The sequence below is a fragment of the Candidatus Avelusimicrobium sp. genome, assembly GCF_050873505.1.
Taxonomy (GTDB): domain Bacteria; phylum Elusimicrobiota; class Elusimicrobia; order Elusimicrobiales; family Elusimicrobiaceae; genus Avelusimicrobium.
The window spans coordinates 1-17,428 of sequence record NZ_JBNMIY010000007.1; the positions used below are offsets into that span (position 1 = coordinate 1).

At 50.2% G+C, this 17,428-nt stretch carries 13 protein-coding genes and 1 tRNA gene; 2 read left to right on the plus strand and 12 right to left on the minus strand.

The genetic code is table 11. From position 1 onward, the window contains the following. Positions 1 to 473 precede the first annotated feature (473 nt). From ACR0QV_RS05130 to hpt, 9 genes are all read right to left on the minus strand, one after another. Positions 474 to 1,124 carry an HAD family hydrolase gene (locus tag ACR0QV_RS05130; protein WP_432635134.1) on the minus strand — a complete coding sequence of 217 codons (651 nt, stop codon included), beginning with the start codon at positions 1,122 to 1,124 and terminating at the stop codon, positions 474 to 476. Positions 1,125 to 1,168: 44 nt separating this feature from the next. Continuing rightward, positions 1,169 to 2,068, minus strand: a complete 900-nt coding sequence (locus tag ACR0QV_RS05135) for an alpha/beta hydrolase (RefSeq protein ID WP_432635136.1) — start codon at positions 2,066 to 2,068, stop codon at positions 1,169 to 1,171. A 9-nt stretch (positions 2,069 to 2,077) separates the two neighbouring features. Next, positions 2,078 to 2,968: an NAD(P)H-hydrate dehydratase gene (locus ACR0QV_RS05140; RefSeq protein ID WP_432635138.1), complete on the minus strand. Its 891-nt coding sequence runs from the start codon at positions 2,966 to 2,968 to the stop codon at positions 2,078 to 2,080. Further along, positions 2,965 to 3,312, minus strand: coding sequence for a holo-ACP synthase (acpS, locus tag ACR0QV_RS05145; RefSeq protein ID WP_432635140.1), 348 nt, complete (start codon positions 3,310 to 3,312; stop codon positions 2,965 to 2,967). The genes ACR0QV_RS05140 and acpS overlap by 4 nt, the downstream gene beginning before the upstream one ends. Next, positions 3,312 to 5,153, minus strand: a complete 1,842-nt coding sequence (glmS, locus tag ACR0QV_RS05150) for a glutamine--fructose-6-phosphate transaminase (isomerizing) (RefSeq protein ID WP_432635142.1) — start codon at positions 5,151 to 5,153, stop codon at positions 3,312 to 3,314. The genes acpS and glmS overlap by 1 nt, the downstream gene beginning before the upstream one ends. Positions 5,154 to 5,162: 9 nt before the next feature. Beyond that, positions 5,163 to 5,879: a pyridoxine 5'-phosphate synthase gene (locus ACR0QV_RS05155; protein WP_432635144.1), complete on the minus strand. Its 717-nt coding sequence runs from the start codon at positions 5,877 to 5,879 to the stop codon at positions 5,163 to 5,165. Further along, complete coding sequence (gene glmM / locus ACR0QV_RS05160; RefSeq protein WP_432635146.1) at positions 5,876 to 7,228, minus strand: phosphoglucosamine mutase; 1,353 nt, start codon at positions 7,226 to 7,228, stop codon at positions 5,876 to 5,878. Before glmM ends, ACR0QV_RS05155 begins: the two co-directional genes overlap by 4 nt. Before the next feature lie 73 nt (positions 7,229 to 7,301). Beyond that, entirely contained in the window at positions 7,302 to 9,233 is a 1,932-nt protein-coding gene (gene ftsH / locus ACR0QV_RS05165) for an ATP-dependent zinc metalloprotease FtsH (RefSeq protein WP_432635148.1), read from the minus strand. Beyond that, a complete protein-coding gene (gene hpt, locus ACR0QV_RS05170) occupies positions 9,233 to 9,763 on the minus strand; it encodes a hypoxanthine phosphoribosyltransferase (protein WP_428053885.1) in 531 nt (176 codons plus the stop codon). Before hpt ends, ftsH begins: the two co-directional genes overlap by 1 nt. Positions 9,764 to 9,891: 128 nt before the next feature. Between hpt and ACR0QV_RS05175 the strand changes: the two genes are divergently transcribed. Continuing rightward, the gene (locus ACR0QV_RS05175) at positions 9,892 to 11,268 is read left to right on the plus strand and encodes a hypothetical protein (RefSeq protein WP_432635150.1); all 1,377 of its coding nucleotides are present in this window, start codon (positions 9,892 to 9,894) and stop codon (positions 11,266 to 11,268) included. A gap of 60 nt (positions 11,269 to 11,328) precedes the next feature. Here the strand turns inward: ACR0QV_RS05175 and mutL are convergent, their stop codons facing one another. Further along, positions 11,329 to 13,206, minus strand: a complete 1,878-nt coding sequence (mutL, locus tag ACR0QV_RS05180; protein ID WP_432635152.1) for a DNA mismatch repair endonuclease MutL — start codon at positions 13,204 to 13,206, stop codon at positions 11,329 to 11,331. Beyond that, the gene (gene mutS / locus ACR0QV_RS05185; RefSeq protein ID WP_432635154.1) at positions 13,199 to 15,760 is read right to left on the minus strand and encodes a DNA mismatch repair protein MutS; all 2,562 of its coding nucleotides are present in this window, start codon (positions 15,758 to 15,760) and stop codon (positions 13,199 to 13,201) included. The genes mutL and mutS overlap by 8 nt, the downstream gene beginning before the upstream one ends. A 186-nt stretch (positions 15,761 to 15,946) precedes the next feature. Here mutS and ACR0QV_RS05190 point away from each other — a divergent pair. Continuing rightward, a tRNA-Tyr gene (locus tag ACR0QV_RS05190) sits at positions 15,947 to 16,033 on the plus strand. 261 nt (positions 16,034 to 16,294) lie between these two features. Here the strand turns inward: ACR0QV_RS05190 and ACR0QV_RS05195 are convergent. Beyond that, the gene (locus ACR0QV_RS05195) at positions 16,295 to 16,888 is read right to left on the minus strand and encodes a type IV pilin protein (protein WP_432635156.1); all 594 of its coding nucleotides are present in this window, start codon (positions 16,886 to 16,888) and stop codon (positions 16,295 to 16,297) included. Between the last annotated feature and the right edge of the window lie 540 nt (positions 16,889 to 17,428).

Below are 17,428 nucleotides of genomic sequence, written 5' to 3' on the forward strand. Positions count from 1 at the left end.
GGCGGATACATCCGGGTACGACCACCGCAATTTATCAAAATTTTAACAAAAAAAAAAAAAGAAACAACCCCTTTAAAATAAACGACGAAATAGCAACGACAGATCCCCGACAGAAACACTCGGGGATGACAAAGAGGAAAGGTCGTCATTCCCGAAAGTTGTAGTCGGGAATCTGTTTTTGCCGTTGTTGTCCCCCCTTACGAAACAACGGCAGATCCCGTATAAAGACACTACGGGATGACGGCTAAAAACAATAAAACAAGGGCGTTATAAAAATGCTGGTCATCCTGAACTTGTTTCAGGATCTACCGATTGTGTCGTTAGTTGTTGTCGTCTGCCCCGAAAGTCTGCCGGCGCAGGGCGTTCCAGAATCTGTCGTTATAATATTAGGTAGCACCCCAACACATCACAAAAAACTCCGCCGACAAAAAGCCTGCGGAGTTCCTTACGTTAGGCAAAATTAGCAACCTTTTTTACATCACCATATCCAAAATTTCTTGGGGATTTTCAGTCAGATAATCCGGCTGATATTCCGCCAATACCTCACGCGTGCGAAAGCCCCACAGCACGCCGCATACGCGCACTCCGGCATTTTTGGCCGTCTGCATATCCACGTCCGAATCGCCCACATACAGCACGTCTTCGCGCGCGCAGCCCGCTGCAAACAAAATATCGTTTACAATCGCCGGGTCCGGCTTTACGGGGATGCCCTCGCGTTGGCCCAGCACCGCCGTAAAATGAATATCCGGGAAGAAATGTTTTACCAAGCGTTCCGTGGCGCTTTGGTATTTGTTGGATGCTACCGCCAGTTTAATACCGCGCTTTTGCAACTGCGCCAGCAACTGCGCCATACCCGTATAAGGCAGTGTAGCATCGGCTAAATGTTTATCGTAATATTCAAAAAAAGCCGGGCGAATTTTAGCCATATACTCCGGCGTTTTTTTCCCCTCCGGCAGGGCGCGCTCCAACAATTTACCCACGCCATTGCCTACAAAACTTTGGCACTCCGCCTGCGACCGCACCGGAAGGCCCAACGCTCCTAGGGCGTGATTGGCCGCCGCGGCAAGGTCCGCAATCGTATTTAAAAGAGTACCGTCCAAATCAAAAATTACCAACTGCTTCATATCTGCTCCTTACAAAAGATACCCGCCGAAAGGCGGGTGTAAAATTATAAATGCTGGCGGAAGAAATCGGCCAAGCGTTGTTTGTATTCAAACCCGCCGACCTCGGCGCATTTGTTGTGGCGCGCACCGGGTACGAGCCAAATTTCCTTGGGGTCGCCCGCCTTTTTAAACAGCATTTTTGCCTGCGCGGCCGGGACCAAATTATCATACCGTCCGTGGATGATAAACACGGGGCGCGGCGCAATTTTGGGGATGTTATACTTGGGGCTGTACCGCTCCGGGTTTACGCCCAAATTTTTGCGGATGTAGTGCAAGATAATGGGAATAAGCGGGAAATAGGGCACCTTGTTGTGCACCCACGCCCAGCGGGACACCACCCGGCGGAACGAATAATAAGACGCTTCCGCCACCACGCACGCTACTTCGGGGTTGCGGGCGGCCTCGCAAATGGCCACCATACCGCCCATAGAAAGGCCATAGAGGCCGATTTTTTCGCTAAATTGCGGGCGCGTTTCCTTTAAAAAGCGGATAGCCGCCGCGGCGTCTTTAATTTCCAAATAGCCGATAGAACTCGTCTTGCCGCCGCTTTCGCCCAGCGCGCGGAAATCAAAATAAAATAAGTTAAAGCCTAAATCGCGCAGGAAATAGGTATTCTTTAAAATATCGGCGCGGTTCATCCCCCAACCGTGCATTAAAATAATGGTTTTGTTGGAATATTCCGCACTCGGGATAAACCACCCGCGCAGTTGCACCTTGTCCTCGGTTTTGAAATAAACATTTTCATACGGCAGGCCAAACTGGTCCGGCCACGCATCCAGCGGTTTGCGCTTGGACGTGGGGTGCAAGACTTTTTTGGCGCAATGCACGCAGAACCAAACGGTAAACAACGCCAAGAGCGCCAACACACCGACAATACTTACAATAACAGTTAAGACGGGACTCATACGTCCTCCTTATTTTAAAAGTTCACAAATTGCTTCCGGCACGCACGAAGCCGTATCACTTGCCAAAACGCCATAGTCCGACCGCTTGCGCGCGGCCAAATCCCCGGCCAGCCCGTGCAAATATACGCCACAGCAGGCGGCGCGAAAGGCGCTATCAGAAAAATCTGCTTGCGTTCCCAACTGGGCCCACAGCCCGGCTATCACGCCGGATAACACATCGCCCGAGCCCGCCTTGGCGAGTGCCGGGCCGCCCGTGGTGTTTTGACAGGTTTCCCCGGGTCCGCTTACTAAGGTGTTTGCTCCTTTTAACAAGCACACATTGCCCGTTTTTTGCTGTAACGCTTCCACCTGTTTAACGCGCTCCTGCGCGGTAGTGGCTATTTGCGTGTGTAACAGGCGCGCCATTTCACCGGGGTGCGGTGTAAAAATACAAGGGCGGTTTTTGGGCCACCAAACAGTCCAGTTTGGCTCCTTAGATAGGGCGTTTAGCGCATCAGCATCGGCTACCAAAGGCAAATTACAAGCCTGCAAAAATGGAATCAACAGCGGGCTTTTGCCCATCCCCGGCCCCACTACCGCCAAGGACGGCTTTTTATCGGCCATACAATCCGTCAGTTCATAAAGAGCATCGCCGGACAATTCTCCCTCTTCCGTTTCCGGCATAGGGAGCGTAATTACTTCCGGCAGAGCGGCCGCAAAAGCGGGTTGCATACTTTCGGGAAGCGCCCAAAACACAAGCCCCGCCCCCGCCAAAAGCGCACTTTTGGCGCACAAATAGCCCGCGCCGCACATTGTGCGGGAACCTGCCACCACCAACACCCGGCCAAAGGTGCCTTTGTTAGCATTTTGGGGCCGGACGGGCAGCCAGGAACGGACTATTTCGGGCGTAAGTAAATTCATTTTTGCACCACCGCCGTTGCTAGGGCATACTCCTTGGTATGCGAGAGCGAAACTAAAATAACCAAATCTTTGGCGCGTTCGTCCGCCACTGTTACCTGCGGGCGGCCGTTTTCCAAATTGGTTACTTGGATATTTTTAAACGCAATTTCCGCAAACGGCAACGCCTTAAAAACGGCTTCTTTGGCGGCAAAACGCACGGCTAAATGCTCGTACTTATTTTTGCGCGCCAAAGAATAATCAATTTCTTTCTGTGTAAACAGGCGGGATAAGGCTCCCGGCTTTTGGGCCAAGGCTTCTATCCGTTTTACTTCCACGATATCCGTGCCCAGGCCGATTACCTGCATTATTCCACCGTTACGCTTTTAGCCAAGTTGCGCGGCTGGTCAATATCGCACCCCAAGCGTTTGGCAATCCAATACGCCAAAAATTGGAGCGGGACCACGTCTACCACCGGCTGTAAAAATTCGTTTGTTTGCGGCACGATAAACACCTTATCCGCCACGTCCGCGGCCAATTTGGCCCCGGTCTTGGTAGTTACCGCCACCACAAAAGCCCCGCGTGCGCGGCACTCTTGGCAGGCGGAAAGCATTTTTTCAAACAGCGCATCGTGCGGCATTATCACAATTACGGGCGTGCCTTTATCAATAATAGATATCGGCCCGTGTTTAATTTCGCCCGCCGCAAAACCTTCCGCGCTGCGGTAAGAAACTTCTTTTAATTTAAGTGCCCCTTCCAGCGCAATCGGAAAGTTTACGTTGCGGCCCAAAAAGATAAAGCGGTCCGCCTTGTAAATTTTGCGCGTTAAATGGCGAACTTCGTACTCCAATTTAACGGCTTCGCTCATCGCTTTGGAAAGCGCTAAAAGTTCCTTATACAATTTTTCAAAGGTGGCCGGGCTTAAATTGCCGTTGGCCTGCCCCAAGAACGCCGCCAGTGCATACATAGACGTAATTTGGCTGGTAAAGGCTTTGGTGGAGGCCACGCTGATTTCCGGCCCGCAATGGGTAAAGAAGGTGCTGTCGCAAGTGCGCGTGAGAGACGAGCCCAGCACATTGCAAATCGCCAGCGTGCGGAATCCCAACTCCTTGGCCTTTTTAATGGCGCCAATGGTGTCGGCGGTTTCGCCCGATTGGCTGATAGCAATCGCCAGCGTATGCGGCAGTTGCGGCACGGTGCGGTATTTGTATTCGCTTGCCAGGTCCACGCTTACCGGGATTCCAGCCAACTGTTCAATATAATATTTGCCGACCAAGCCCGCGTGGTACGCCGTACCGCACGCAATAATATGGATATTGCGCAGTTGGCGGATACCCTCGGTATCCAAGCCTAAAATTTTGCCGAAATCCGTGCGCGCAGTGCGCAGGGTGTCTTCAATGGCTTGGGGTTGGTCGTAAATTTCCTTTAACATAAAGTGGGCATAGCCACCCTTTTCGGCGGTCTTTTGGTCCCACGAAATTTTAACAGGTTTAATCTTTTTCTCTTTACCGTCTTTATCCAGCACCGTTACGCCGTCCACGTGCAGAACGGCCACATCGCCCTCTTCCAAAAACAGCACTTTATTGGTGTGCTTTAAGAAAGCGGGAACGTCAGAGGCTAAAAAGTTTTCGTTCTTGCCTACGCCCACCACCATCGGGCTCTGCTTTTTAACACCAATCAAAAGCCCCGGCGTGCGCGCCCACAAAACGCCGTAAGCGTAAGCGCCGGAAATTTCTTTATTGGTTTTTTGGACGGCCTTCAACAGGCGGTCTTGGTCGTTGGCCGCCCGGACGTGAAGCAAATTTTCTTCAATTAAATGGGCGATTACTTCGGTATCCGTTTCACTTTTAAAGCGGTGGCCGCGCGCTTCCAATTTGGCGCGCAGGGTTAAATAGTTTTCAATAATTCCGTTATGCACTACGACGATATCGCCCGTGCAGTCGGTATGCGGGTGGGAGTTTTCCTCGCTGGGTTTGCCGTGGGTGGCCCAACGCGTGTGGCCGATACCCGTGGTACCCTTGGGGTTGGCAATCAGGGTGGCTTTTTCCAGTTCCGCCACCTTGCCTACGGCGCGGACCGTAACCAAATTGCCGTTTTGCAATACGGCCAACCCGGCGGAGTCGTATCCGCGGTATTCCAATTTTTTTAAACCGTCAATAATGTAGGGGACGCAGTTGTTATTCCCTACATAGCCGATAATTCCGCACATAATACGCTCCTATAAAAGTTCCTTCATTTCGCTCACCGCGGCGGGCAAACCCGCAAACACGGAGCGCGTAACAATGGAAAAACCAATGTTCATACAAGACATCCCGCCAATATCGGCTACCGCCAGCACGTTGTGGTAATCCAACCCGTGCCCGGCGTGAACTTCCAGCCCTAATTCCTTGGCAAGCAAGGTGGAAAGGGCCAAGTCTTGCAATAATTTTTGCGTTTGTTTGGCGGTAGTGGCTTCGCTGTAATCGCGGGTGCACAGTTCCACAATGTCCGCGCCCAGTTTGGCCGCGGTGCGGATGGAAGCGGCATCCGGGCTGACAAAAAGGCTTACCAAAATGCCTTTTTTATGCAGCCGTTCAATCATTTCCAGCAAGCGCTTTTCCACCTGCGGGGTAAATTTCAAGCCGCCCGTGGTGGTTACTTCGCCCGGTTCTTCCGGCACGATACACACGGAATACGGTTTGTATTTTAACGCCGCCTTTTCCAGTTCTGGCGTATAGGAGCACTCCAAATGGATTTTGCCCGGGAAGGTTTTGCACAGGCAGGCAATGTCTTTCTCGTTAATGTGGCGTTCGTCTTTGCGCAAATGCACCACGATAAAATCGGCCCCCGTTTCCAAACATACAGCGGCGGCATCCACCGGGTCCGGCCACGCGGCGCGGCGGGCCTGGCGCAAGGTGGCGATATGGTCAATATTTACACCTAATTTTAAACTCATTTGCACGCCTCCGTTTTTTGCTTGTAAAGGGCTTCCACCTCTTTCATTACGCGGCTGACGGCGGACATATCCTTTCCCTCTACCAAAATGCGCAGTTTGGGTTCCGTTCCACTGTACCGCACGATTACGCGGCCCTGGCCGTTCATCGTTTTTTCAATTTCGGCCACGCCGGGCAAAAAGCCAGGCAAGGAATCAAGCGGCGGTTTAGACGTTACCGGCACAGCCGTTAATTGGCTGGGGTATTTGGACCATTGGTCGGCAAACCAACTGACGGGTTTACCCGATTTTTTGACAAATTGTAAAAATTGCAGAGCGGACAAAATGCCGTCGCCCGTGTTGGCAAAGTGGCGGAAGATGATATGCCCGGAGGTTTCGCCTCCCACGGACAAGTTGCCCTTTTCCAACGCTTCGGAGACATATTTATCCCCTACCGTGGTAAGTTCCACTTCTACGCCGTTTTCCTTTAAATAATTAATACAGCCCAAATTGGCCATAATGGTTAAAACGGCTTTATTGTTATTTAGGCGGCCTTCCTTTTTCAGGCACAGCGCAGAGGAAGCAATAATATTATCCCCGTCCAACTGGCGGCCCTTTTCGTCGGACGCAATCACGCGGTCGGCATCGCCGTCAAAACTAAACCCGACAAACGCGCCTTCCTTTTTGGTAAGATCCTGCATAAACTGCGTGTGGAGCGCCCCGACATTTTTGTTAATGTTGGTACCGTCCGGCTTGGCGGCGGTTACTACCACCTCCATACCGAGCCCCGCGAACACATTTACGGCCACTTTGGAACTTGCGCCGTTGGCGCAGTCCAAGACAACTTTGGTGCCCTTTAATAAAGAGCCGTCCACCGTGGACATCAAAAATTTTTCGTATTCTTTAACTAAGGATAAATCTTCTTTGAGGGAACCCTTGGGGGCAGGAATTTCCTTTAAAGATTCAATTTCGGCTTCAATGGAGTTTTCCAACTCTTCGGGGAGTTTTGTGCCGTGGTTGGTAAAAAATTTAATGCCGTTAAATTCAGCCGGGTTGTGGCTAGCGGAAATGACCACGCCACACAAACTACCCGTCTGTTTAACGAGGTACGCCACACAAGGCGTCGGGGCAATGCCTACGCTGATGACGTCCGCCCCGCTGGCGCGGATACCCTTTTCCAGCGAGGCTAAAATGGCCGGGCCGCTGGCGCGGGAGTCCTGCGCGATAATTACTTGGGGTTTTAAATGCTCGGCCTTGGCGTATTCTTGCAATTCACGCAAAGCGGCATAGCCCAATTTTTGGATGAAATCATCCACCAACGGGAACTGGCCTGCTACGGCGCGGACCCCGTCGGTTCCAAAATACTTTCCCATACACACTTCCTTTTGCACCGGCGGGCGCAAAGCGGCCCCGGCGCGGTTAGTCCCGTCCCAAAGTTTAAACGCGTTAAAAGAGTTCCGCCTGTTTAGCCTCCGGCTTTTCGGCTTTCGGCGCCTTCGGTTCCTCTTTTACGGGTTCTTGCTCTGCGGGCTTGGGCGAAGCATCCTCCTTCGCGACGGGTTTCAAACCCAAAATTTCGTCAATTTCCTTGGCGTCCACCACTTCTTTGGCAAGCAGGGTTTCCACCAATTTATCAAATGCCACGCGGTGGGAAGAGATTATCTCTTTCGCGCGCGCATAGGACGATTTAATCAAAGTCAGTATTTCCTCATCAATGGTGCGGGCGAGTTCTTCGGAGTAGGTTTTGTGGCGCGAAAGGTCGCGGCCCAAGAACACTTCGCCGTCATCGCCGTTAGGCAGGGCAATCGGCCCCAGTTTTTCGCTCATACCCAATTCCACCACCATTTTGCGGGCATAAGCCATTGTTTTGTTGAGGTCATCGCTGGCGCCGGAGGTGATTTCGCCGAATACAATTTCTTCGGCGGCGCGTCCGGCCAGCAAGATGCACAGTTTGTCCAACAGTTCGGACTTACTGGTTAAAAATTTATCTTCCAGCGGCAGTTGCAAGGTATAACCCAAGGCCTGGCCGCGGGGAATAATGGTAACCTTATGCACAGGGTCCGAGTGGTTCGTTAGGCGCGCCACAATGGTGTGCCCGCACTCGTGCGCGGCAATAACGCGCTGTTCGTGCTTGGAGATAATGCGGCTCTTTTTTTGCGGGCCCGCAATCACGCGTTCAATGGCTTCGTCCATATCGGCGGCGGTTACGGCTTCTTCGTCCGCGCGTGCGGCCAAAATGGCAGCCTCGTTAATAACGTTAGCCAAATCCGCCCCCACAAAGCCGGGCGTACCCTTGGCAACTACCTTCAAATCCACATCCGCGCCCAATTTTACTTTTTTGGCGTGGACCTTTAAAATTTCCTCGCGACCCTTTAAATCCGGCGCGGGAACGGAAATATGTCTGTCAAAACGGCCGGGGCGGATTAACGCCGGGTCCAGCACGTCCGGGCGGTTGGTGGAGGCCATTAAAATAATGCCTTGCTTGCTTTCAAAACCGTCCAGTTCAATTAACAGTTGGTTTAAGGTCTGTTCGCGTTCGTCGTGTCCGCCCCCAATACCGGCAAAGCGGCGGCGACCAACGGCGTCCAATTCGTCAATAAAAATAATGGCGGGGGAGTTCTTTTTGGCTTGGTCAAACAAATCACGCACACGCGCCGCGCCCACGCCGACGAACATTTCCACAAATTCCGAAGCGGAAGCGGAAAAGAACGCCACGCCCGCTTCGCCCGCTACGGCCTTGGCCAGCAGGGTTTTGCCCGTACCGGGCGCCCCGTATAAAAGCACGCCCTTGGGCAGTTTGCCACCCAAGCGCTGGAACTTTTTGGGGTTCTTTAAGAATTTGATAACGTCTTCCAATTCTTCCTTGGCTTCGTCGCAACCGGCCACATCTTTAAAGGTTACGGTCTGCTGGGAAGGGTCCTGCATTTTGGCTTTGGAGCGCGCAAAGTTAAGCGCACTTTTGCCATCGCTTCTTTGCGGGCGGAGAAAAATAAACCACCACAAGCCGATTAACAGCACAATCCACAACACGTTGAACAGAATATTGCCCAGCCAACTGTTGTCCTTTTCGGCTTTGTATTTAATTTTGGCGGCGGATAATTGGTTTACCAGATCCGGGTCTTCCATACGCACGGTTTTGAAGGGCGCAAATTGGCCGTCCTGGTTTTTGTACATCCCGGAAATAACACCCGGGGCCACCGTCAAGTCCGACACTTCGGCCGCGGCTACTTTGGTTTTAAAGTCGGAATAGTCTAATTCCGCTTGTTTGGGGCCTTGTTTATTAAAAAGCAACACGGCCAGCGCAAAAATAGCCAACCAGCCTACAATTTGCCCGACGGATACAATCCGGCGGCTGTTCGGACGTTTATTATTCTTCATTATTTTCTAAATACTCCAATATACGGCAAGTTGCGGTAGAGTTCGTTGTAATCCAACCCGTACCCAATCACAAATTCGTTACCAACGGTAAAACCGATGTATTTGGGGTGGACATCGGCCTTGCGGTTACAGGGTTTATCCAACAGACAGCAAATTTCAATGCTGGCTGCGCCGCGGTTTTTTAAATTGCCAAGCAGATAATCCAAGGTGAGCCCGGTATCTACAATGTCTTCCACAATCACAACGTGGCGGCCCTTAATGCTTTCGCGCAAATCCAACATCGTGCGCACTTGGCCCGTGCTGGCCGTGCCGCCCGCATAAGAGGACAAGCACATAAAGTCCATATTGCAATCTACGCTGATGTTCTTCATCAAATCGGCATAGAACAAGATGCACCCGCGCAAAATACCTACAAACAGCGGCTGTTTGCCGCGGTAATCGGCAGAGATTTGGCGGCCGAGTTCAGCACAGCGCGCCGCGAGTTGCTCCTGCGAAAATAAAACACGTTCCAAAACGGGAATATCAGACATAAACCCTCCAATAGAGATATATAATACAGGATACCTTTTTTTCGCCCGAAAAGAAAGGGGAGCGGACCTAGGGAAATTTAGGCCTTTTGGCCCTCGCGTTTTGCAGGTAAAAACCTTATAATATAAATATGAAAAAATTAATTACCCTTTTATTTGCTTTTTTATTTATTCTCGCCCCTGTGTGGGGCCAGCGCGGAAAAAATGCGGATTTAAATACAAGTATAACCCAAAAAGCCAACCAAGCCAGGGAAACATATTTATTAAGTTCTCCTTTTGATGTGGAGGACGACCCTTTATTTGCTTTGTTAAAAGAAAGGGATTTGTCCCGTTTGGAACCTGTTTCTTGGAAGGAATTTTTGCGCTTAAATGAAGGAGCAAAAGGGCGCTTATTAGTCTCCACCCGGTTGGATGCCAAAGCCCTGGAATTGCACCTCAAAGAAAACCCCAATATGGTTATACCCAAGATAGATTACAGAAATTCCGCGCCGGACTACTCCCACGCCTTTACGCACAAATATATTTTTATCTCCGAAAGCATTTCACACGGCACAAAATCCGCCTCGCAAGAAGTAATTAATATTTTAAAGGCGGCCCGCCAGGCACGCCCCAATGATAAAATTTTGCTCGCCCAAGAATTTTTAATGTGGAATGGGGATGAATGCACCTCTTTACTCAAAAAAGCAGGCAAAGAATCCAAATTAGAATCCGGTTATCCGGAAGTAACCCAAGCGGCCGACAAATTGGGGATAGACCAACTAGCCTTGGATGATGATCTCTATATGGCTGATGAAAAAGATGTCGCTGTAAAAATGGGGAAATATGTCGTTTGGGTAACGCCACAGGACAAACTGCCCCTTTTAAAGTATAAAGGGTGCGATGCCTTATATACCCGTTGGGCATCCGCAGAACAATTTATTGCTATATCTCCATTTGGCGTATTGGAACGCAACCGCCAATGGGCTAGACGCATAAAAGCAGTAGAAAAAAATTACGACCTGATTTTGGTGTATGCTGGGGATGGCCATTTAAATAGAACCTATTCCAATGATCTGCAAACGTTGCTTAAATACAAGGATTTTGCCAATATTATGTTAGTGCCTACGGACCCAATAGACCAATCCGATGAGAAATACTATGATACCCGCTTTCTAAAAGGAGAACAGTCCGGCATTACCAACAATGCACAACAATACCAAGAGGAAACTCTTTTACAAGGACAAGTAATCCGTGATACTAAATACGACAAATCACTCAAACAAATAGGCGAAGAAAATCAAAAAGCCTATGAAAATTGGAAGAATAAAAAACTACCGCTTTGGACTGTTCTAACACAAGAGGACATTGACCGCATGAACCCTAACTACAAAACACCTGCTGCTTTAAAAAATGATATAGAGGCCCATTGTTCCTATGCAGTAATTTTAGCAGAACCCCGCGTAGAGCAAGAGCCACAACCGGAAGTTTGCCCTGCACCTAAAACAATTAAAAATCCTTCAACAAAGTAAGAACCGCTAAATTTAAAAGCCCCGCAGTAAGCGGGGCTTTTTTATTAGGCGTTTAGCAAATTATCGGCCAAAAAGTTTATCCAACTGCTTCATATCCAGTTGCGCTACGCACGGGCGCCCGTGCGGGCAGTGCATACCGTCCTTACACTTCTTCATATTCTCCAAAAGGCCTTCGGCCTCGGCGGGCGATATTTGGTCGTGCGCCTTAATGGCTTTTTTGCAGGCCAGCATAGCCACCATTTTGCGCTTTAAGGTTTCGGTGGATTTGGAGGGGTCCCCCACCACCTGCGAAAGAGAGATAATAAATTCCTTCATATCATCCTCTTTAAAGCGAATCATATGCGGCATTGTGCGCACCAGCACGGTGCGGGCGGAAAAGGGTTCCAACTCAAAGCCCGCCGTTTTGAGCCACCCGGCCCAAGACAAAAGCGTTTCGGCATTGGACGGTGGCAAGTCCACGTGTACGGGGAACAGAAGTTTCTGTACTTTTACGGCACGGGCTTCAAACGCTTCCAAATAATGCTCAAAAAGCACGCGTTCCTGCGCGGCGTGTTGGTCAATGACCACCAGCCCGAGCGGGTTTTCAAACAGCAGATAACTGCGCTGTAACTGCCCCAAATAACGGTACGGGCCGTGATACCACTCCGGCGCCCCGGCGGAAACAAAATCCGTTTGTTGCGGTGCGTTCACCGGCTCTATGGGGGCCGCCTGAACGGGCGCGACCGACGGTTTAAGTTCTTCGGGCCGGGCCACATATTCGGCGGGTTCTTCGGTTTCGCGCAGGGTAAAGGTATTTTTTGGTTTAAAGTCGCCCAATTTTAAAGGCTCCGCCACCGTTTGGGCAAAGGTTTCCATAGGCGAGGGCGTAAATAATTTTTCCGCCGCCGCTTGCGCGGGTGCGGGCAAATCTATTTTGGGGGCAAGCGTTACTTCCACCGGGCGCGCATTTTTGAAGATAGTTTCACCTGCCGCGTTCATCACCAAGCCAAACACCTTACTTTCGTTTACAAAGCGGATATCGCGCTTTTGTGGGTGAATATTTACATCAAAATCGGCGGGGTTTAGCGTCATATACACCAAAAACGCCGGGTGGCGGTCCTTGGGGCGGACATTTTGATAAGCCTTATAAATGGCCTGCTGGACGGTCTTGGAATCAATCGGACGGCGGTTTACAAAAATGTACTGCATATCCCGCACGGAAACCAATTTATCCGCAGGCGTTAAAAAGAGTTTCAGGCCCAGTTCGTCAAATTCTTTAAATAAAAGCGTCTGCGCCACCTCATCCCCTAAAATATGCTTGGCGCGGTTAAGGGCGCTTTGCGGCAAATCTCCTTTTTGTGCGGGCAAGTCATATACGGATCGTCCGTTAATCATCACGCGGTAGCCCACCGTTAAATTGGCAAGCGCACTTTCTTCAATTACTTTTAACAAACAAGCGCGTTCGTACGAATCGCTTTTTAAAAATTTAAGTCGCGCGGGCACATTATAAAACAAATCGCGTATTTCCACCGTTGTACCCTTGATAGACGGCGCTGGACTTTGTGCAAACACTTTTCCGGCGTGGATTTCCACCCGGTGGCCCTGTCCGCCCGCTTGGCAACTGGTAATCGTCATCCGCGATACCGCCGCCACCGAGTACAAGGCTTCCCCGCGGAAGCCAAAGGTTTGCAAGGTTTCCAGATCACTAAACGAATTAATTTTGCTGGTGGCGTGGCGCTGAATACTTAACAACAGGTCTTCCTCGCTCATCCCGCAGCCGTTATCGTTAATGCGGATTAAGGTGCGTCCGGCTCCCTCAATATCAATATTGATAGCCGTCGCGCCCGCATCCACCGCGTTTTCCAGCAGTTCTTTTAGCACGCCCGCCGGGCGTTCAATTACTTCGCCCGCGGCGATTTTCCCGGCAGTTTTTTCGTCCAGAACGTGAATATTACTCATTAATCCGTTTCTTCCACTCGCAAATTAACTGCAACGCCGCCATAGGGGTCAACTGGTCGGTATCGGCCAGTTTGATTTCCTCCACAATGGGCGAGGAAAACAAATCCTTTACCATATCGTGTTCCTTGGCGGAAATTTTGGAGCCTTTTTTGGCTTCCAAATCTTTTAGCACCTTTTTAGCGCGCAAGGTGCAAGCCGCGGGCAAGCCCGCAATCTCGGCCACGTGAATCCCGTACGAGCGGTCTGCCGCGCCGGGCAAAATTTGGTACAGAAATGCCAGTTTGCTCTCGCCGGAAGCGTCCTGGTATTCCTTGGCTTCCACGTGATAGTTGCGCACGCTGGCGTATTTATTTTCCAAATCCACCAGTTCAAAATAGTGCGTGGCAAACAGCACCTTGGGCCCGCCGTGGGGCTTATACAAATATTCCACAATGGCCCACGCAATAGAAATACCGTCAAAGGTAGAGGTCCCGCGGCCGACTTCGTCCAGCAAAATCAAACTGCGCGGGGTCATAGAGGCCAAAATATGGGCGGTTTCGTTCATTTCCACCATAAAGGTAGAGTTGCCGCGCCCCAGCGCGTCGTGCGCGCCAATACGCGTCATAATCTTATCCACCACGCCCAAACGCGCCACGGTGGCGGGCACAAAACTGCCCATTTGCGCCAAAATTGTAATGATAGCCGTCTGCTTTAAAAATACACTCTTACCGCCCATATTGGGGCCGGTAATCAGCATAATTTGGGTTTGCGGGGTGCCGATATCCAAATTATTCGGCACAAAACTGCCCGCGGGCAAAGTATCTTCCACCAGCGGGTGCCGACCATTTTCGTAATACAGTTCGGTACCGTTATTGACCTCGGGTTTTGTCCAGTTGCCCTTCATTGCGTCTAGCGCCAGGGACATATATACGTCCAATTCCGACACAATTTGTGCAAACGCTTTTAAATGGTTAATCTGTGCCGCCAAGGTTTTGCGGACCTCGTCAAACAAACTGCTTTCCAAGCGGATAATTTTTTGCTCGGCGTTTAAAATTTTATCTTCCAGTTGTTTGAGTTCCTCGGTAATAAAACGCTCGGCGTTTACCAAGGTTTGCTTGCGCACATAGTTATAAGGCACCTTGGAAATATGGCTCTTGGTAACTTCAAAATAATAGCCAAAAACGGAGGTGTATCCCACCTTTAAGGTGGTAATGCCTGTTTTTTCGCGTTCGCGCGCGCAGATTTCTTCCATACATTTGTTGCTGTTGGCTTTTAACGAGCGGAGTTCGTCCAATTCGGCATTGTAGCCTTGGCGGATGACGTGCCCGTCCGAAATTTTTAAGGGTGGATTTTCACTAATAGCGTCGTACAGCACGCGTGCCATATCGCGCAGAACAGGCAAATGCTCTTTTAAGGAAGCGTCCAAGCGCGGTACCATTTGCCCGTATTCTTCAAACCAGCGGGCAATCGGGTCCACATTTAAAAGGGAATTGCGCAGGCCGGACATATCCCGCGGGGAAGCGGTGCCCGTGGCGGTGCGCGTCATAATGCGCTCAATATCGGAAATGTTTTCTAAAAGTGCCGACAAATCGGCCAGCGCGGATTGGTTATTTACAAACCCCTCTACCGCGTTTTGGCGTTCACCGATGTCCGCCGGGTCCATTAACGGGTGCAAAATCCACTCCTTTAATTTGCGGCTCCCCACTGCGGTTTTGGTTTTGTCTAATAACGCCCACAAACTGCCCTTCCTGCCCCCTTCTTGGCTTTTTACCAGTTCCAACGAGGCCACGGCATTTTCGTCAATTTGCAAACAGTCTTTCAATTCGCGGTAAGACGGAATCAGTACGCGCTTAAAACTGGGCTCGGTTACGTTCAAATACCGCATAATCAGCAGCGCGCACGCCAAGGCGTTGCGCTTATTGCCCCACGCGCCCAAGGCTGGCCAATTTTCGGGCAGGGTATAATCCCCGTCAAAGGCGGGCTGCTCGGTAAGCGTTAAATTAGAGGGTAAAACGATTTTGGTTTTAAGTTGCAAAAGGGTGTCTTTGTCCGCAATGATTTCGGACGGGTTGACTGCGGCCAAGGCGGCAGCCAGATTGGTCAAAGAAGCGTCTTTATCGTTCTGGTTTACCCAAAATTCGCCCGTGGAAACCTCCACGCACGCCATGGCCCACCCCGCGGGCGACGTGATGACGGACACCAAATAGTTGGATTGGTTGGCATCCAGCAAGGTATCTTCCATTAGCGTACCGGGGGTAATTACGCGGATAACTTTGCGCTCAAACAGTTTGGTATTTTTGTCCATTACCGCGCTGGTTTGTTCGCAAATGCCGATTTTTTTGCCTGCGTTTAACAGGCGGACAATGTAGTTATTGGCCGCGTGATAGGGGATGCCGCACATCGGCATACCGTTGCGCGCGGTAAGGGTAAGACCTAAGAGCGCGCTGATTTCGCGCGCTTGGTCGTCAAACATTTCGTAAAAATCACCCAGGCGGAAGAACAACACGATGTCGGGATATTTGGCCCGGGTGTCAAAATATTGCTTCATTAAAGGGGTAAGACCAGTCTGTTGCATAGTGATATTCTAGCAATTTTTGCCCGTTTATGGCCCGACGGCAAAGCAAGGAAAGGGCTAGGACAAAGCCGACAGACAAAGAAATGACAGAAACGTAAATTTTTGTTATAATATTTGTACCTAGTTGTTTAAGTAATAACTACGGTCCGGGGCTTTTAAGTTCCGGCGTTTTTAATGTTTTAGTTTGGTAGGATGGCTGAGCGGTCAAAAGCAACGGTCTGTAAAACCGTCGGGCTACGCCCTACATAGGTTCGAATCCTATTCCTACCACCATTTAAACCCCGCGCAAGCGGGGTTTTTTATTGGGCGGTAGGAAAGCAGGCAAACTGCTTTGCCTGCGTTAGGATGAGAAAGGCACAGCGATGTTTTTGTTTGTGTGCGCATAGTTCCACGGCACACAAGGCAAAAACCGCGAGCCCGGCCTGCAAGAAAATTCCGTCAGGAATTTTACTGGAAGGCGAATCCGCCCTATTATTTAAACCCCGCGCAAGCGGGGTTTTTTATTGGGTAGGTAGGAAAGCAGGCAAACTGCTTTTAATAAGAATTAGCGGCAATTTCTAATCCTGCGGATATGCAATATTGTCGCTGGTTGGTTGCGTGGGCAAAACAAACAATTTTTTGTTCCTCGGGCATATATAATAACGTATAGCGCGTGTAACGGGGGACACGGCTTGCCTCGGCCACGGAACCGGGATAAAGGCCCTCGCTTAATGTCTTCCCCCCAAAAGTAAAATTTTTCCCTTCTTGGATAGAAACATCCAAGTCGCTCCAATCGTCCGCATACGAACCCGTCGCCAAATGATATACTTCTTGCGCGTGGCCAATCGCCGTTAGGCCTGTGATGGCCTCGGCAGTGCGGCTTTTTTCTACGGCTTTGGTGTATTGTGGCAAAGCCACGGCAGACAAAATGCCGATGATGAGAACGACGACAAGGAGTTCAATAAGGGTAAAGCCTGCTGTTATTGTGTGAAAAGTATTAACCGTGCGCCCACTTGTGCTAGTGGCGTCATTCCCGAGTGTTGTAGTCGGGAATCTGTTGTTACGAAACGACGAGATTCCGTACAGAAACCTTACGGAATGACGTCTGCTTGGGGTGGTCGCACGGCTAATATTACCAAATCCTTTCATTTTTTCTCCTTATTAAGGCCTTTATATTTGAGCAAAACGGCCTTTTATACGCGTTTTTATACGGCGGATACATCCGGGTACACCAATCGCAATTTATCAAAATTTTAACAAAAAAAAAAAACGAAACAACCCCTTTAAAAAGAACTGCCAAAAAACAACAACATAAAGAACTCAAAAGGTAGATCCTGAAACAAGTTCAGGATGACCGCTTGTTTAATCAATGGTCGTTTTCCCTTGTCATCCCCGAGGGTTTCTGTCGGGGATCCGTTGTTATCAAAAAAAGAAACACGACAGATTTCCGAACGCTCCGCGCCGGCACACCCTCGGGAATGACATCAATAACAACGAGATCCCGGATAAAGACCTTCCGGGATGACAACACCCTGCGGGCGGCAGAGTTTCCGCGCCCTTTTGATTTATTGGGCGACACTGTTTTTGCAATGTTGCAACCAACGAAAAGACAACAACAGATCCCCGACTAAATTTCTCGGGGATGACGACGAAAAGCGAGACAACAGCACAATAAAACAAAGGCTGTTA

Coding starts and splice junctions, on each gene's coding strand:
- ACR0QV_RS05130 (WP_432635134.1), bottom strand. CDS start 1,124: ATGAAGCAGTTGGTAATTTTTGATTTGGACGGTACTCTTTTAAATACG.
- ACR0QV_RS05135 (WP_432635136.1), bottom strand. CDS start 2,068: ATGAGTCCCGTCTTAACTGTTATTGTAAGTATTGTCGGTGTGTTGGCG.
- ftsH (WP_432635148.1), bottom strand. CDS start 9,233: ATGAAGAATAATAAACGTCCGAACAGCCGCCGGATTGTATCCGTCGGG.
- glmM (WP_432635146.1), bottom strand. CDS start 7,228: ATGGGAAAGTATTTTGGAACCGACGGGGTCCGCGCCGTAGCAGGCCAG.
- ACR0QV_RS05175 (WP_432635150.1), top strand. CDS start 9,892: ATGAAAAAATTAATTACCCTTTTATTTGCTTTTTTATTTATTCTCGCC.
- glmS (WP_432635142.1), bottom strand. CDS start 5,153: ATGTGCGGAATTATCGGCTATGTAGGGAATAACAACTGCGTCCCCTAC.
- mutL (WP_432635152.1), bottom strand. CDS start 13,206: ATGAGTAATATTCACGTTCTGGACGAAAAAACTGCCGGGAAAATCGCC.
- ACR0QV_RS05155 (WP_432635144.1), bottom strand. CDS start 5,879: ATGAGTTTAAAATTAGGTGTAAATATTGACCATATCGCCACCTTGCGC.
- ACR0QV_RS05140 (WP_432635138.1), bottom strand. CDS start 2,968: ATGAATTTACTTACGCCCGAAATAGTCCGTTCCTGGCTGCCCGTCCGG.
- ACR0QV_RS05195 (WP_432635156.1), bottom strand. CDS start 16,888: ATGAAAGGATTTGGTAATATTAGCCGTGCGACCACCCCAAGCAGACGT.
- hpt (WP_428053885.1), bottom strand. CDS start 9,763: ATGTCTGATATTCCCGTTTTGGAACGTGTTTTATTTTCGCAGGAGCAA.
- mutS (WP_432635154.1), bottom strand. CDS start 15,760: ATGCAACAGACTGGTCTTACCCCTTTAATGAAGCAATATTTTGACACC.
- acpS (WP_432635140.1), bottom strand. CDS start 3,312: ATGCAGGTAATCGGCCTGGGCACGGATATCGTGGAAGTAAAACGGATA.